The sequence below is a fragment of the Streptomyces sp. Wb2n-11 genome (assembly GCF_001049855.1).
In the GTDB taxonomy this organism is placed as follows: Bacteria; Actinomycetota; Actinomycetes; order Streptomycetales; family Streptomycetaceae; genus Streptomyces; species Streptomyces altiplanensis.
Genome location: NZ_CVPB01000005.1, coordinates 1 through 15332, shown reverse-complemented (window position 1 = coordinate 15332; position 15332 = coordinate 1). Strand labels below are relative to the sequence as shown.

Sequence of the window (15332 nt, the reverse complement as noted above, 5' to 3'; positions counted from 1 at the left end):
CCGGCCGTCCTGGCTGAGGGCCGGGCTTGTGGGTTATAACATGCGTCTGCGCTGGCGCCAGGCGTTGACTCCGGGGAGCAGTGATGAGTCGGGGCCGACTCCTCGCCCGTGAAGGACTCGTTCCACGTTGTCGAGGAAGCCTGCGGCGAAGTTGCGTTGCAGCACGGCTATGGCGGGCATGGTTGCCAGCGACCCGGCCCCGGTAAAGGGGACGAGGAGGAACGAAGCTCCGATCACGGCGCTGGCTTTGATGGTGGGTACTTCCAGTGCCACAGTGGAGTGTCCGGGTTCGGCGTCGAGTACCACCGCGGTAACGGGGCGGACACGGCGGGCGTGGAAGCGGACCTGGGCGCTTTCCTCACTGGTGTCGACGATCGGATATCGCAGCTGTTCGACGGCGCCCGCTACCGCGTTGAAGACGGCGTGCCGTGCGCCCTTCAGGGTCCGTCGGTAGGACGTGTGGGTGAAGGGAGTCAGCCGGCCGGGCGGGGCAGAACCCGGTTCCGGAGCTGGAATTACCCCGTAACCGGCCAGGTCTTCCAACAACCGTTTGAAGCCGTATGACCAGTCCTCATGGGAGAGTTTGGTGGCCTGGACGGTCGCCAGCGTCTGCAGGGTGGGCGGCAGCTGCTGCGCGGTGGGCATGGTTGCTCCGCCGACGAGCACGGGGACCAGAGGGAGACCGCTTCGCAACGCGGTCTCCAGTTCCCGCCGGTTCCAGTCCTGCGGATCGGCCAGCCGCAGCCTGCCCTCTTTGTCGCGGCAGTCCAGCCATCCGGGTCCGATGACCGCGATTACTGCGCGGGAAGCTGAGAGGGCTTCCTCTAGTTGCTTCACATAGTCCTGTGCGGGCACATTGCTATCGATGTCCAGATAGACCTGGTCCTTGCCCAGGTACCTGCGCAACTCACTGGCGAGCCGTGCGGTGTCAGCTGAGGAATCCGCGCGCCGGTACGACAGGAAGACCGCCCGCCGCAGTCCTGGTGTCGTGTCGTCGGCTCTGCCGTTGTCGTCCAGCATGGTTCTTCCCCGTCAACGTGATGTGCTCTCCCGCGGGAGCGCTCGGTGATTGGGGTGAAGTGTGTCGTCCGAACACCGGCGCATGGGAGGGAGCACGCAGGGCGGAGCCCGGCGCGCGGGTGCATGCATTCATGCGGCACGGCACGGTACCGGCGGCTGAGCATCTGGCAAGGCCATGGAGATGAGCGTGCGTGCGGCTTTCTGGCCGCATTGCAGAGGATTCTTGGCGGTCCTATCTGGTGTCGGTCACGGTCGGCGCGATGGCCTGCCCCGTGTGCCCCGCTACGGTCCGCCGATCCGAGCTACGTGTCGCACCCCAGCTCTGGCTTGGTCAGCCGACGGAGCTCGACCCCGCATCCTGCACCGCTTGTTGCTCCTGCCCCCACGTGACGGTACATAGGCCCGCCTGTCTCTGCTGGCGAGGCCGGCCGCTGAGGACCGGGGCGGCATCGGCAGAGCGTCTGAGGGCTTGTACGGTGGCGAACTGTCTTCGTTCACCTCCGTCGAGAAAGGCCCGGCGTGCCCACCACCTTCACCGGTCTCGTGCTGCTGGTCGTTCTGCTGCTACCTGGATTGACGTTCGTGGTCATCCGTGAACGTCGGGGGAGCGAACGTCGGCCTACGCCTTTCCGGGAAACCGGAGCGGTGGTGTTCTGCAGCGTTCTCACCGAATTGGTGACGCTCGGACTTTTCGCGGCAGCACGCGCCCTTATGCCCGACCTGACGCCAGACGTCGGTCGCCTTGTGCGCGAAGGATGGAGCTATGTCCGCGATCAGTATGCCCAACTTGGCTGGTGGGCTTCTGGTCTGCTGCTGTTCTCATGCACGCTGGCAGCCGTGGTCGCAGCCATCATAGGAAAGCGACCTCATGCATCCGCTATGTCGGCATGGTGGGTCATGTTCGACAGCTGGTTCCCCGGAGAAGACCCCATCGTCGGCTGTGTCCTGGAAGACGGCTCCTACATCGAGGGGCGGCAGGCGTCGTTCAACGTCAGCTCAGACGACTCCCCAGACAGAGACCTAGTGCTGGTGGAGCCGTTGAAGTATCGCGCGCCCGGCGCGACCGAGGTGCAGACCTTCCCCTGGGGGGCGGCATGCATCTCGGCCCGTCGGATCGTGACCATGTTTGTTAGTTACCCCCGCCCTGAGCCGGAGGCGGCGGGGGCGGCGGCGACGCAGGGGTCCGCCCCGGCTGCCTCGTAGGCTTGTGACCACGGGTATCGGACGAGTCCGACGTCTTCGGCTGTCCATCCGGCTGGGCCGCATTGGATGAATCGATCATATCGCGCCTTTCTGGGACATATGCATCCTGGCGGGTGCGGTGACAACGTTCAGGATCTTCCCTCTGAGGAGTCTACTGAGCTACAACTCTGTCCTGTACAAGGCCGGCAGCTCGGTCATGAAAACGCTGTCGGGCCTTCGGCCTAGTGGGAGGCTCCATCGATCCCGCTCGGGAGCAGGGAGAAACTATGGTATATCCGCGCGCGTTCCTCAGCTTCGACTTTGACCACAACGAACTGCACAAGAAGCTGTTCGCAGGCCAGGCGGTATCGGACTCACCTGCGCCGTTCACTGTCGAAGACTGGTCGAGCAAGACCACGCTGCCCCAGAGCCAGTGGGAAGCGCTTATCAAGAAGAAGATGGCGCATACCCACATGTGTATCGTTCTGGTTGGGCGGCACATGGCGACTGCGACCGGCGTAGTAAAAGAAATCGCCATGGCCAAAGAACTACTGGTGCCCGTTTTCGGCGTCTACGTTGACGACGCCGGAATCACCAGCGCGCTTCCGGTCGGCCTGCAACGAAACCGCACCATGGCGTGGAGGTGGGACCTCATCGCTGCAGCGGTCCAGCAAATGATGGGTGAAGGTAAGAACGCGTGAAGCGGGCCATCATCGTAGGGATCGATCATTATCCGGGAGGTCAATCCCTGAAAGGGTGCGTTGCGGATGCCGTAGCCCTCGAAAAGCTTCTTTCTGTCAACGCTGATGACAGTCCGAACTGGCGCACGCAACTGATCACGGGAGAGAACGGCGGCTCTGAAGTCACGCGAGACGGTCTACGTCAGGCCCTAACCCAACTGTTCGCCAATTCCCGTGACATGGACTTGCTCTTCTTTTTCGCCGGTCACGGGGCTCAGACTCCATGGGGTGCTGACCTCGTTACGCAGGACGCTACAGATTATTCGCTGGGCGTATCGATGAACGACCTGGTCACCCTGGCCAACGACTCCCCGGCCCGTAGCGCTACCTTGATACTCGACTGCTGCTTCAGCGGAGACTTGGGTAACATGCCGGGGCAACAAGCTGCAGCCGTGTCAGAAAACTTCCGCCTGAGCAAAAGCGTCCTGCGAGAGAACGTCACCATCTTGGCCGCAAGCCGCGCAATCGAAACATCGCAGGAGGTCGAAGGACATGGCGCCTTCACCCGCGTTCTCCTGGACGGACTCGAAGGAGGAGCCACAGACCACCTCGGAAAAGTCACTGCGCTCAGCCTCTACGGATACATAAGCCCAGCTTTTGACGCATGGCAGCAGCGTCCGGTCCTCAAGGCGAATCTGACCGAGCCCGTGGTTCTCCGTATCGGTCCACCATGGCTGGACGCCACAATGCTGCGAAAATTGCCCGATCACTTCCCTCAAGCAGACAGCCGGGTCCGCTTGAGCCCGGAACACGAGGGCGAAGGTCGACCTCTTCCTCCCGGCAATCCCGGTACTCTGGAGCAGCAGCAATTTGACTACTTCGGACGGCTGCGCAACGCCAGCCTTGTGACCACGGACGGTAAACGTGACCATTACTGGGTAGCCATGGAGAGCGGAGAGGTTTACTTGACTCCTATGGGCCAGTATTTTTGGAGACTGGCCAAGAGGAAGGTGCTATGAAACGTATCGGGTGCACTGGACATCAGACGATGAGCATTGCCACACGGCGACGTGTCGTCGAAGCCATGGTGGCAGAGTTGAGCGGCATGGAAGAAGATGTTCTGGGAGTGACTTGTCTCGCGGAAGGAGCAGACCAGGCCTTCGCACTGGCCATGCTAGCTAGCGGAGGAAAATTGCATGCCGTCATTCCCAGTAGATACTACGAAAGCAGCTTCCAGAGCGACGAATCGCGATTGGCTTACAACTCTCTACTCCAGCTGGCTACCTCTCATACAGAGCTAAACTTCTCCACACCTAGCGAAGACGCTTATTTGGCTGCAGGGCAAAAGGTAGCTGATCAGAGCGACATCCTACTTGCGGTTTGGGACGGTAAACCGGCGGGTGGGAAAGGAGGAACAGCTGATATCGTTGCCTATGCTCGTAAGCTAGGTGTAGACGTTCGCGTCATTTGGCCACCGGGCTCTACAAGGCAATAGTCTCAAAGGGCTCAGGCCCAGGGGCGATGCGTTCTCAGGCTGTGAGTCGGAGCATGGCGGTAGCGTGCTGGGGCGTGACCGGTAGCGATCGGTTGCGGCGGCGATGTTGGTCCAGCCTGCTTGGCGCATGAGTCCGACGGCGAGGTTGCGCAGGGTGGCCATGGCGCGGGGTGCGATGCCGGTGCGTCCTCGCGAGGCGTCCTCGCCGAACGTCACGTCTCTGACATGGTGCAGGTCCACGACTGGCCAGTGATTCTGGACCAGTTCGGCGAGTTGCGCCGGGCTGGCCTGGTCGGGCGGGAGGCTGGTGACCGCGTAGACGGTCTTCGTCTCGACCTTGCCGGTCTTGCGGTTGGTGCGGCGGCGCTTGATCTTCATCGCCTGGACGGCGTGCGGGAAGAGCAGGCCGGGGCGGACGGTGCAGTCCTTCAGACGGCGGACCTCGCGGCGGCCGTGCCCGGCCCCGATGGTGCGGGCCTGCAGCTGGATCTGGCGCCAGGGCAGGTGTCGCAGTTGCTTGCGCCGTTTCTTCTGGTTCCCCTTGACCACCAGGAGGTAGTGGCCGCTGGCGGTGATGACGTATTCGGCGTGGGCGCGCTGGGTATGCATCGCATCGGCGGTGACAACGACGCCACGCAGGTCGATCTGGTCCAGCAGCGGGGCGAAGTCGGCCGGCGCACAGATGCGGTACCTGGTCAAGCAGCTCAAGAGCACCAAGGCGGTCGCCCAGTTGCTGCGGGTCTCCCAGCGCACCGTCGAGCGGTACGTGAAGGACTAGATCAAGAAGCCCCGGCCCGAACTCGCCGCGCGCCTGGAGCGTGAGGTGAAGAAGCGGTGGCAGCCGCAGATCCGCGCGAAGGCCAAGGCGAAGGCAGCGTCCACGGGCGGCATCGTCATCGACACCCGCGCCCGCATGGGCTACACGGCCCCGATCGGGTCGACGGACCAGGACCGTATCCGGCACCTGACCGTCGCCCTGCCCCCGATCCACGCCGCCCGCCTCTTCGAGGCCCAGGAGCAAGGTGCCGGCGACGACCGCCTGCGGGAGATCGCCGCCGAAGCCCTCAAGGAGGTCTACTTCCAGGACGGCGGCCGCCGCGCCGGAAGCCTGGAAGAGGTCCGCTTCACCGACATCGAACACCTCGAGTTCGACCTCTAGCAGCCGCGCCCCGGACAGCCCGCGAGCCCTGGACTGCATTGGTCCGGGGCTCGTGGGCGTGGCGTCTTAGAGGTCGTCTCATTTGGCGAGTCTGCGGTAGCAGATGGGGGTGCAGGCGATGCTGGTGAAGGCCAGGAAGTGGTCGGCTTTGCGTTCGTAGCGGCGGTGGAGGCGGCGGCACCCTCCGAGCCAGGCCATGGTGCGCTCGATGGTCCAGCGGTGGCGGCCAAGACGCTTCGAGGGCTCGATGCCTTTGCGGGCGATGCGGTGGGTGATGCCGCGGGATCGGAGCCATCCGCGCGGGTGACGGTTGTCGTAGGCCTTGTCGGCGTGGAGCTTGGCCGGCCGCCTGCGGCGGGGTCCGCGACGGGAGCGGATGGGCGGGATACCCCGCACCATGGGCTCCAGGGCCTGGCTGTCGTGCAGGTTCGCGCCCGAGATGCCGATGGAGATGGGCAGACCGGAACGTTCGGTGATCAAGTGGATCTTCGACCCAGACTTGCCTCGGTCCACAGGATTCGGACCCGTCAGATCCCCCCTTTCAGGGCCCGCATGCTCACCGAGTCGATCGCGCACCTCGACCAGTCCAACTCCCCGCGTGCGCCGAGTTCATCCAGCACCAGACGGTGGAGCTTGGCCCACACCCGGGCCTTGCTCCACTCGGTGAACCGCCGGTGAGCGGTCGGCCCCGAGGGCCCGAACGACGGCGGCAGCTGCCGCCACGTACACCCCGACGTGGCCACGAAGACGATCGCCGCCAGCACCTCACGGTCCCCGTACCGCCGACGGCCACCACCCTGCGGCCGCGACGGAGAAGGCGGCACCACCCGCTCGAACAACACCCACAACTCATCCGGAACCAACCGCTCCACAATCCCCACGGCACCAGATTACCGAATCAATCCAAATGAGACATCCTCTTAGTCGGGACGCCAGCCGCTAGAGTCGTGGCGGACGGGCCACGCTGTGCCGAGGAGGACCCCTTGCGTCGCCGCACTTTGCTCGCTGCCGCTGGCCTCACGGCCCCCGCCGCTCTCCTGGCCGGCGTTCAGGACGCGCTCGCCAGCACGCCGGACCCCACGGGCTCGCCCATTCCCCTGGAGAGGCGCATCACCGCTGCCCGCGGCTATTTCGACGCCGGTCAGCACAGCAAGCTCCTCAAGGCGCTGCCCGGCCTGCTGGCTGATGCGCGCAGCGCCGCCCAGAGCCGTCAGGAGGTCGATCTCGCCCGCCTGTCGGCGTGCTACAGCCTGACCTCCCAGGTACTGACGAAGATCGGCAACTATGACCAGTCGCGGCTCAGCGCCGACCGGGCGACCATCTACGCCGAGCTGTCCGGCTCCCCCCTCGTCGCCGCGGCGGCGGCCCGGGAACTGAGCATCGTGCTCCGCCACCAGGACCAGCCGGCCGCCGCCCAACGGCATATCCTCGACGCGGTCTCCAGAATGGAAGGAACCGGGCTGAAGACCGGGGCGCAGGCTTCGGCGTACGCGCAGATGCTGTGCACCACCTCATACACCGCGGCGCGGGCCGGCGACCGGGACCAGGCTCTGACAATGATCCAAGAAGCCACCCGGGCCGCCCGCGACCTCCCGCAGGATCCACCCGAGGGCCGGCTGTTCCCCATCACCCCGGCCGCCGTCGATTTGTACGCCGTCGGCGTCAACTGGGCGCTCGGTGACGCGGGCGCCGCCCTCGAAGCCGGCCGCGGCCTGCGTGCGGCCCAGTTCAAGACGGCCGAACGCAAGGGACGCATGCACACCGACCTCGGCCGGGCATGGTGGCAGTGGGGCAAGCCGGAGCAGACGGCCACCGAGTTGCTGTCCGCCCTGCGCATCTCGCCGGGCGAAGTCCGCGACCGGCCCGCGATCCGGAAGATCGTTACCGACCTGCGCTCGCGGCACGCCCAGGTAACTGGAGTACGCGAGCTGGCCGCAGCCCTCGGTTCGAGTGCCGCCTGACCTACGCCCAGGACCGCAGGCGGGCCGCGATGTCGTACACGTCCACGCGCAGCGCGCGGATTTCATAGACCAGGTCGCGCCACCGTTCGTACGTCGCATCCACCCGCTTGCCAGAGGCCTCCAGGTAGGCGATGGCGACGCCGTAGCCGTAGGCCTCGTTGCGGGCGGGAAGCGGGCGCAGCAGTACGCACTCCTGCAGGAACACGGCGGCCCGCCAGAAGGCGTCCGGGTCGGTGTGGTCCAGGCGCGGGGTGTTCACCCGGTGCCTGGCCGCCATGCCGACGAGTACGGAGAGGTCGTTGACGGTGAGGTCGGTGCGCAGGATGTCTTCCTGGCGTGCCAGGAGCCACCGGTAGTCGACGAGCAGTTCCACAGGTTCAGGCCGCCCGCGGGGTCTCATGCGCGGCCGCCGGCGGGAGCCCGCCGAAGTCGGCGTCGAACCGGTCCAGGATGCCAGGCTCGCCGATGACGCGGCGGAACACAGCCGTGGCGGTGTCGAGCAGCTTCTCGTGCTCCTTCTCCGCGGCCACCTTGGCGAGATAGTCCTTCATGGACATGCCCGCACCGTCGGCCAGAGCCTTCAGCCGGTCCCTGGTGATGTCGTCGATCTTGACGCTGGTGTCTGCCATGGTTCGAGTATGCCGCCTGGCATACCACTGTGACTACCTCGCGCCAGATATCGCTCTGACGCGTAAATAGCAGCAGGTCAGGGTGGGTGTGGGCAGGACTGGGTGCCCGCTGGCCGTTGAGGGCTGGCGGGTGTCCGGGTCTGCCGGTCAGGCTGCGGTCTCCCTTGGGTTGAGAGTGACGGTGTAGCCGAGCTGGTTGAGCTGGGTGATGGCCCGGCGGGTGGCGCGTTCGGGGTCGCGGCGGGTGAAGTAGTCGCCGCCGAGCTCTTGATAGGCGACGTTGTCGGTGAGCATGTGCCAGATCGCGGTGATGATCGAGTGTTCGACGGCGACGAGGGCCCGCAGGGGGCCGCGGCGGGCGGTGAGCCGTTTGTAGCGGGCGGCGAGGTAGGTGTCCTTGGTTCTTGACCGCGCCGAACGCGGCGAGGCCGAGGGCGCCTTTGAGGTAGGGGTTGCCGGGCCGGACCTTGGTGTTCTTGGTGCGGCCGGCGGACTCGTGGTGGCCGGGGCAGACTCCGGCCCAGGAAGCGAGGTGCTTGGCCGTCGCGAACCGGGTCATGTCCCCGCCGGTCTCCGCGATGATCACCTCGGCGACGTGCTGATTGATGCCAGGGACGGTGTCGAGCAGGTCGAGGGCGCCACGAAAGGGTGCCATCGCCTCCTCGATGCGCCCGGTGAGCTGGTCGATCATGACGGTGAGCTGGTCGTACTGGTCCAGGTGGAGGCGGGCCAGGAACGCGTGGTGCTCGCGGAAGCGTCCGGTCAGGGCCTCGGTGAGTTCGGGGATCTTGTTGCGGAGCTTGCGTTTGGCCAGGTCCGCGAGGACGTGCGGGTCGGCTTCGCCGCGGATGAGGGCTTCGAGCATGGCCCGGCCGGAGACGCCCATGATGTCGGCGGCGACCGCGGAGAGTTTGATGCCGGTGTCTTCCAGCAGCTTCTCCAGCCGCTGGACCACACGGCTCCGTTCGCGGGTGGCGGTGGTCCGGGCGCGAGTGAGGTCCCGTAGTTCACGGACCGGTTCGGGCGGCACGAAGGAGGGCCGGACCAGGCCGTGGGCGCCGAGTTGGGCCAGCCAGGCCGCGTCCGAGACGTCCGTCTTGCGGCCGGGCAGGTTCTTGACCTGCCGGGCGTTGACCAGGATCACGTTCAAGCCCTCGGCCAGCACGTAGTAGAAGGGCTTCCAGTAGTCCGACGTCGCCTCGATCACCACCAGCGTCACCCGTGCGGCGAGCAGATGGTCCCGCAGATCCAGGACCGCGTTGGTCGTCGATCCCCACGTCGTGGTCTCCGTTGTGAAAGACCCCCGCCGCTTCGTACTCGGGGTACGGACACAAGCCTTGGCGTCTTTCTTGCTGATGTCGAGGCCGGCGCAGCGTTCGTGCAGCACGTCCACGGCACTTGCTCCCTCCCTGGCTGACGGACCCGTCGTATGCCGTTCCGGGAGGGCCAGGGTGAATCAGGAATTCTGACGCACGTGCTTCGCAGCAACACTCCACGGTTCCCGTGGACGGCCCCCAGCACCACGCTGACCTGCGAGCTCAGGGGCATCACAGAGGCATCGGTTTCGGCCGGAACGAACCCCACCACGATCCCGAACCGAGACCAGCCCGCGTCAGGGCAGACAGAAGCACCTCCGGCGCGCGCCACGGGATTTACCACGCCCCCGGCGCGCACCGAAGGTGCGCTGGATCGCTGACCTGCATATTTATTGATCGTTTCGTTCCTCCAGGGATCAGCCGAAGAGCGGCACGGCGTCCAGCGGGTCCTGCTTGCTGACGTCGATCGCGTGTCCGGCCGGTACGCCGCAACCCGCCCGGTGCGCGCGGTGAATGACGCCCGCCAGGCTTCCTGTATGCGGTCAGGCCCGCCAGATCGTCATTCTCCTGAGGGAAGGACGCCGGGGCAGACCGGTGAGTAGGCTCCCGTCGGAGCTGCGCCGCTGGTGCGTAGTTGGGGGAGACGGGAATCCGCGTGGCAACTGCTGCTTCGGTGAGCGAGGACGACCTGCGCACGATGTTGGCCGAGCGCAGCGGCCTTGGGAAGGACTCGCTCTGGTATCCCGTCTACGACGTACCGCGTGCGTTCGGTCTGTCGTGGCCACTGACTGCCGAGCGGTCCGAGGAAGTGCTGTCCGACCCTGCTCGACCAGCTTCGCCGTGTCCTCCCCGCACCTCGCGCATCGCGCCAGGAATGCCCCGGCCGGCGGTCTTCGACGAGCGGGCCGCCTTGAAGTCGACCGTGTGGGAGGAGCCTGCCGAGGTGTTCTACGCTCCCGTCGGGGCAGAACCCCCAACGCTTGCGAGCGTCCCGATGCCTGAGGGGTGGCTCCCGCTGAGCAAGGCAACGGACCTTTCGCTTTTCCAACACCGCTTCGCGGGACAACTTCTGAACACGGAGCCTTCACTGTCCATGGCGGAACTCCCATCACCTGAAGAGATCGAAGCCGCCCGCTCACACAAGGGCGGCTACAGCAGAGCCCAGCTCGTCGCCTGGGGCGTCCCATGGCCTCCGCCGAAGGGGTGGAAGGACGAGCTGACCGAGCGCTGGAAGGCCGCACGCCAGGACGGCGCACCGCCGCCCTGGCCCCGTCCGGTCCCGGCCGACTTCACACAGGAGACGCTCGACTTCGGCTGACCACACACCAGCGGGGCCGGACAGGATCGCCCGACGCTGTTGGTTAATCCGGCTCCCTGCGTGACGTCGGCCTTCAAGACCTGGTTGTGGTCTTGAAGGCCGACGTCGGCGTATGGGGAGGGTGTCGGTGTCGTTGCAGCTGTGGGGGTCGGCAGAAGTTCCGGTGGAGACTGAGCGGGTGGCCCGCGCGGCCTTCTCCAAGGGCAGCCTGGCGATCCGGGTCCGGGATGAGCTGGGTGTTCTGTTCACAGACGAGCAGTTCGCGGATCTGTTCCCGGCGCGGGGGAAGCCGGCCTGGTCACCGGGGCGTCTGGCGATGGTGCTGGTGTTGCAGTTCGTCGAGGGGCTGACCGACCGGCAAGCCGCTGAGGCAGTGCGGGCCCGGATCGACTGGAAGTTCGCGCTGGGGCTGGAATTGACCGATCCAGGCTTCAACTTCTCGGTGCTCTCGGAATTCAGAGACCGTCTGATCGGCGGGGGTGCCGGACGGTGCGTCCTAGGCGCGATCCTGGTCGCGGCCCAGGAACGGGGGCTGGTCGCGGCCGGCGGGAAGGCACGGACGGACTCCACGCATGTGCTCTCCTCCGCGCGCGAACTCAACTGGCTGGAGCTGGTCGGCGAGACCTTGCGGACGGCACTGAACGCGGTGGCCCGCGCCGAGCCGGACTGGCTCCGCGCCCGCGCTCTGCCGGACTGGTTCACGCATTACGCGACCCGGATCGAGGAGTCCCGCTTCCCCAAGCCCCGCACCAAGCGGGACGAAGTAGGCCGCCGGATCGGGGCGGACGGCATGTGTCTGCTGAGCATGATCTGGACGGATGACGCGCCTTCGATGCTGCGGGTACTGCCGCAGGTGGAGGTCTTGCGGCAGGTGTGGGTCCAGCAGTTCCATCTGGTGGAGGGCGAAGTGGAAAGGCGTTGCCGTCCGGAGTATGCCGCTGGGGCCGCGGGGATGACACGTAGCGGCTGCCGTTCCCGGTCCCGGACGAACTCGCCCACGACTTCGTCGGCAGCTACGCCGGCATGCACGACCTCGCCTGGGACCTGGTCGTGCCCGACGGCGTGCCCGAGGCGGCGGCGGTCCTGCGTACGGCGCGCGAGCTGCTGCGCCAGTCGTACTACTGCTACGAGTTCTCCACCGTGGCGGTCATGCACTCCCTGATCGCGGTGGAGGTCATGCTGCGCGACCGCATCCCAGGCTCGGGCAGCAAGCCGTTGCAGAAGTTCATCAGGCAGGGCGCCGATGCTGGGATCCTGACGGCCCGGCAGGCGGAATACTTCGGCTGCGGCCAGTAGATCCGCAACGGCATGGCGCACGGCCAGACCACGTACGTGATGGTGCCGCCGGCCATGGCGGCGGGGATGGTGACCACCTGGTTCACGATCGTCACCGAGTTGTGCGCCGCACCTGGTCTCTCGCAGCGGAGGCCGGTGGGTGGCGCATTTCTCACCGGTGGTCAAGCGTGTCAGGTTTTGGTGTCAGAGGTCCGGGGCGCGCATGGTTCAGAGCCTGTGGTCGATTTTCTTTTCCCGCATCAGTTTTTCCAGCTCTGTGTTCGACAGTGGGTGCAGAGTGTTCAGGATGCGGCGTAGCCCGGGTTCGTCGAGGGTCTGGCTGGTGACCTCGGCCACCGCGTTCCGGTGGCGGCGGATGAGGGTCACGGCGCGTTCGCCGCCGGGGAAGGTGCGGACCACGCGCATTTCGCCGTGCTCGTCTACCGTGCAGGTCACGTCCTTCCCCACGAGTTCGCGGCATCGGGGTGCCGGCGTGAGCGGCGAGCGCACCGTGAGGCTCACGTACGCGAACTCGTCCTCCCGGACGCCGCGGTAGTCGACGATGAAGGAGGCGGGGCCGACCTCGGCGCGGGACACCCGCATGCCGGGCGGGGCAGCGCCCAGGTACAGCAACTCCGGATGCTCCTGGTACCGCGCGACCTCCGCATCGTGCTGGCGCTGCTGCGCCTGGGCCGGGCCGATGAAGCCCCCATAGGCCGTCCCGGCCGCCAGCGCGGCCACCGCGCCCAGCCGCACCCACCGGTTCGGCACGAAGAACGCCGCGGCCACGCCGTACGGAGTCCCCGTCAGCACGATCCGGGTACTGGCGCTCCCCAGATCGACGTCCTCATGGTAAGCGGCCAGAGCTGCCAGGACGCCAAGCGTGCCAAGGACGAAGACCAGCATCGCCCAGCCGAGCCGCTGCGGCACGGAGCCGCACAGCGGCACCACGGTCCGCGCCGGTATGCCCGCCATGGCCAGCAGGCCCACCGCCAGCGGCACACCCAACGCGAAGAGCAGCACCACCGCAGCGGTCCCACCACCCCAGGCCATCATCAGCAGACCGAAGCCGAGCGTCGGTACCGCGGCCGTCATCGTCGCCCAGACCAGGAAGAGGTGCAGGGCCGTCAGTGCCCCTCTGCTACTCGTCATACCGCGGATCCTGTCAGCCGACGTCCTGAACGCACATGAGTTCGCGTACTCAGCACAGAACCCCGCCGCCCAATCCGCGGCGGGATTCTGCAGGTGCAGGACGGACACCGCACCAGGCAAGAACGCGGGGCACGCTGACCGATCAGCAGCTTCGCCAACGCGGGCACGGGCGACACGACGCAGCGTGGCGGAGCCCCAGCAGCTGCCTCTGCCGGACGGTAAGGCAACGCTCTGACCTGCGCGCTTAATCAATGAGCGTTTTCAGCTTCGCCACTCCAGGGCAGGGTCCGTTGCATGATCAGTTCTGTCCGGGTTCATCCGGCGAGGCCGAGGGCGGTCAGGGGGCGGTGGCAATCGCGGGCGGCGTGACGTAGCGCGGCGGCGATGTTGGTGTGGCCGTCCTGGCGGTGGATGCCGATGGCGAGATTGCGCAGACCGGCCATGACGCGCGGGAGCCGGCCGATATGGATCTTGGAGTCGTCTTCGTGGAAGGTGCGGTCCCGGACGTGGTGCAGGAGATTTTCGATCTTCCAGTGCCCTCTGATCCATGCGGCGAGCTGAGTGCCGCTCACGGCTCCCGGCGGCAGGCTGGTGATCAGGTGGACGCGCTCGATGGTGAGCTTTCCGCTGGTGAGGTCCTTCCTCCAGCGCACGGCCTGGAGGGCCTGGCGGGCGTCGGGGTAGTCGATGTGCGCGAAGGAGGCGGTCTTGAGACGCCGGATCTCCTTGCGGTGGTGGGCGCGGGTGCGCTCGTAATGGTCGAGGGTGATCTCCTGCCAGGGCAGGCGGCGGACGCGATCGAACAGGCCGGGGTGATTGGCCTTGACCTGGGCGGTGTAGTGGGCGCCGCGGGCGCGGAGGTAAGTGCCGTGGGTGTGCTGGGTGTGCAGGGCATCGGCGGTGATCACGCTGCCGGTGAGATCGATGTTGTCCAACAGGGGCTGGAAGGCGGGTATTTCGTTGCTCCTGTCGGCGATCTGACACTGGGCGAGAACGCTGCCGCTGTGGTCCATCGCGGCGAGCAGGGTGACGTGCGTGGCCGTGGCGGTGCGCGAGCCGCGCAGGGCCTTGCCGTCGACGGCGATCGCCCGCAGCCCGGGCTCGGCCGGGGTGGCCCGGGCGGCGAGGAAGGCGCCGATCGCCCGGTCCGGGGTGTCGCCGTCGAGCTGGACCAGGAGACGGCGCAGGGTGTGGGGATGCGGGACCGATACGGAGCCGGTCAGCCGATCGACGGGGAAACCGAGGGCCCGGCAGGCCCAGGACGGGGCATCCGTGACCCATTCCGTGATCGCGGTCAGTGAGCGGGCGCCGGCCAGGACGCTCGCCGCGGCCGCTGCGAGCAGGGCGGACAGCAGGTAGCGGCGTCCGCGAAGACCTCGCGGGTCGGGCATCGTCTCCAGGAACTGCGACAGACACAGTGCGTCCGTCAGCGGGGCCGGTGCAGTGGCCTGAGCCAGTTGATCCAGCGCGGAGGGCATGAGAGAAGATGGAGGAGCAGGCACGGACTCACCAAGTGTTCATGGGACTTCGACACTCACATGATCACCGAGACCGTGCCTGCACTGCGTTCGCCTCCCCCCGGACCGGGACACCCCACCCCAACCGCGAACCAACCCGACGTTCCAGACAGAACTGATCATGCAAGGGACCCTGAGACCCACCCCCGGTTCCACATGCACTTCACCCCTACCTACTCATCCTGGCTCAACCAGATCGAGCGATGGTTCGGAACTCCTGACGGACCAGCGGATACGGCGCGGTACCCACAAGTCTCTCCAGGCACTGGAGAAGGACATCCGGGACTGGATCAAGACCTGGAACGAGAACCACGCCCCTTCGCCTGGACGAAGAGCGCCGACGAGATCCTCGAACGCCTCGCCTCATATCTTGATCGAATTCCCGGCGCAGGACACTAGGAGAAGAGTGTGGTGTCTTCATTCCGTTTCTGAAGGATGGCAAGGACTGGATCGACGTCTGCAGAGGGTGAGTGCTGCGATATCCGCGTAGCAGCCGGCGGACCACCTGCCGTGCCGCGACCATGGGTTCAATTCGAAGGCGCGAGACGGTTTTTCAGATGCAGGCGCGAGTCGGGCGATGCCTCTACATCGATGGCACGGCGGATGCCGCAGCCTTACGTTCATCGAC

At 66.3% G+C, this 15332-nt stretch carries 13 protein-coding genes and 4 pseudogenes; 9 read left to right on the top strand and 8 right to left on the bottom strand.

What is annotated here, in order from left to right; all coding sequences use genetic code 11:
- Positions 1 to 33 precede the first annotated feature (33 nt).
- Complete coding sequence (locus BN1555_RS36410; RefSeq protein WP_093804216.1) at positions 34 to 1020, bottom strand: toll/interleukin-1 receptor domain-containing protein; 987 nt, start codon at positions 1018 to 1020, stop codon at positions 34 to 36.
- Between the two features lie 519 nt (positions 1021 to 1539).
- Here BN1555_RS36410 and BN1555_RS38670 point away from each other — a divergent pair.
- The 3 genes from BN1555_RS38670 (at position 1540) to BN1555_RS36395 (ending at position 3901) form a co-directional block, all read left to right on the top strand.
- Positions 1540 to 2223 carry a DUF6338 family protein gene (locus BN1555_RS38670; RefSeq protein ID WP_141662982.1) on the top strand — a complete coding sequence of 228 codons (684 nt, stop codon included), beginning with the start codon at positions 1540 to 1542 and terminating at the stop codon, positions 2221 to 2223.
- 266 nt (positions 2224 to 2489) lie between these two features.
- Entirely contained in the window at positions 2490 to 2903 is a 414-nt protein-coding gene (locus tag BN1555_RS36400; protein WP_093804214.1) for a TIR domain-containing protein, read from the top strand.
- Positions 2900 to 3901, top strand: coding sequence for a caspase family protein (locus BN1555_RS36395; RefSeq protein ID WP_093804213.1), 1002 nt, complete (start codon positions 2900 to 2902; stop codon positions 3899 to 3901). Before BN1555_RS36400 ends, BN1555_RS36395 begins: the two co-directional genes overlap by 4 nt.
- A 425-nt stretch (positions 3902 to 4326) precedes the next feature.
- Here the strand turns inward: BN1555_RS36395 and BN1555_RS36390 are convergent, their stop codons facing one another.
- On the bottom strand, positions 4327 to 4986 hold the full coding sequence (locus BN1555_RS36390; RefSeq protein ID WP_255306574.1) for an ISAs1 family transposase: 660 nt from the start codon (positions 4984 to 4986) through the stop codon (positions 4327 to 4329).
- A 73-nt stretch (positions 4987 to 5059) separates the two neighbouring features.
- Between BN1555_RS36390 and BN1555_RS36385 the strand changes: the two are divergent.
- Positions 5060 to 5536, top strand: a pseudogene (locus BN1555_RS36385) (XRE family transcriptional regulator).
- Between the two features lie 78 nt (positions 5537 to 5614).
- On the opposite strand, the gene BN1555_RS36380 reads toward BN1555_RS36385, so the two are convergent.
- Positions 5615 to 6411, bottom strand: a protein-coding gene (locus tag BN1555_RS36380) for an IS5 family transposase (RefSeq protein WP_176710390.1) whose coding sequence is annotated in 2 segments (ribosomal slippage) — positions 5615 to 6078 and positions 6078 to 6411 — 798 coding nt in all. Because the reading frame shifts where the segments join, the coding sequence is not laid out codon by codon here.
- Positions 6412 to 6519: 108 nt separating this feature from the next.
- Here BN1555_RS36380 and BN1555_RS36375 point away from each other — a divergent pair.
- Positions 6520 to 7497 carry a transcriptional regulator gene (locus BN1555_RS36375; protein WP_093804210.1) on the top strand — a complete coding sequence of 326 codons (978 nt, stop codon included), beginning with the start codon at positions 6520 to 6522 and terminating at the stop codon, positions 7495 to 7497.
- A 1-nt stretch (position 7498) separates the two neighbouring features.
- On the opposite strand, the gene BN1555_RS36370 is transcribed toward BN1555_RS36375, so the two are convergent.
- The 3 genes and pseudogenes from BN1555_RS36370 to BN1555_RS36360 all read right to left on the bottom strand — a co-directional run bounded on the left by BN1555_RS36370 (position 7499) and on the right by BN1555_RS36360 (position 9519).
- Complete coding sequence (locus BN1555_RS36370; protein ID WP_093804209.1) at positions 7499 to 7870, bottom strand: toxin Doc; 372 nt, start codon at positions 7868 to 7870, stop codon at positions 7499 to 7501.
- A 4-nt stretch (positions 7871 to 7874) separates the two neighbouring features.
- Positions 7875 to 8126, bottom strand: a complete 252-nt coding sequence (locus tag BN1555_RS36365) for an antitoxin MazE7 (RefSeq protein ID WP_093804208.1) — start codon at positions 8124 to 8126, stop codon at positions 7875 to 7877.
- A gap of 147 nt (positions 8127 to 8273) precedes the next feature.
- Positions 8274 to 9519, bottom strand: a pseudogene (locus BN1555_RS36360) (IS110 family transposase).
- 1016 nt (positions 9520 to 10535) lie between these two features.
- On the opposite strand from BN1555_RS36360, the gene BN1555_RS36355 reads away from it, so the two are divergent.
- From BN1555_RS36355 to BN1555_RS41205, 3 genes and pseudogenes are all read left to right on the top strand, one after another.
- Positions 10536 to 10760 carry a hypothetical protein gene (locus BN1555_RS36355; protein WP_093804207.1) on the top strand — a complete coding sequence of 75 codons (225 nt, stop codon included), beginning with the start codon at positions 10536 to 10538 and terminating at the stop codon, positions 10758 to 10760.
- Positions 10761 to 10887: 127 nt separating this feature from the next.
- Positions 10888 to 11679: pseudogene (locus tag BN1555_RS36350) on the top strand (transposase); the annotation flags it as partial.
- A 104-nt stretch (positions 11680 to 11783) separates the two neighbouring features.
- Positions 11784 to 12056, top strand: a complete 273-nt coding sequence (locus tag BN1555_RS41205; RefSeq protein ID WP_255306580.1) for a hypothetical protein — start codon at positions 11784 to 11786, stop codon at positions 12054 to 12056.
- Positions 12057 to 12263: 207 nt separating this feature from the next.
- On the opposite strand, the gene BN1555_RS36340 is transcribed toward BN1555_RS41205, so the two are convergent.
- Both BN1555_RS36340 and BN1555_RS36335 read right to left on the bottom strand, forming a co-directional pair.
- Positions 12264 to 13187: a hypothetical protein gene (locus BN1555_RS36340; RefSeq protein ID WP_093804206.1), complete on the bottom strand. Its 924-nt coding sequence runs from the start codon at positions 13185 to 13187 to the stop codon at positions 12264 to 12266.
- Positions 13188 to 13501: 314 nt separating this feature from the next.
- The gene (locus BN1555_RS36335) at positions 13502 to 14665 is read right to left on the bottom strand and encodes an ISAs1 family transposase (RefSeq protein WP_093804205.1); all 1164 of its coding nucleotides are present in this window, start codon (positions 14663 to 14665) and stop codon (positions 13502 to 13504) included.
- Between the two features lie 183 nt (positions 14666 to 14848).
- Between BN1555_RS36335 and BN1555_RS41200 the strand changes: the two are divergent.
- Positions 14849 to 15103: pseudogene (locus tag BN1555_RS41200) on the top strand (transposase); the annotation flags it as partial.
- Between the last annotated feature and the right edge of the window lie 229 nt (positions 15104 to 15332).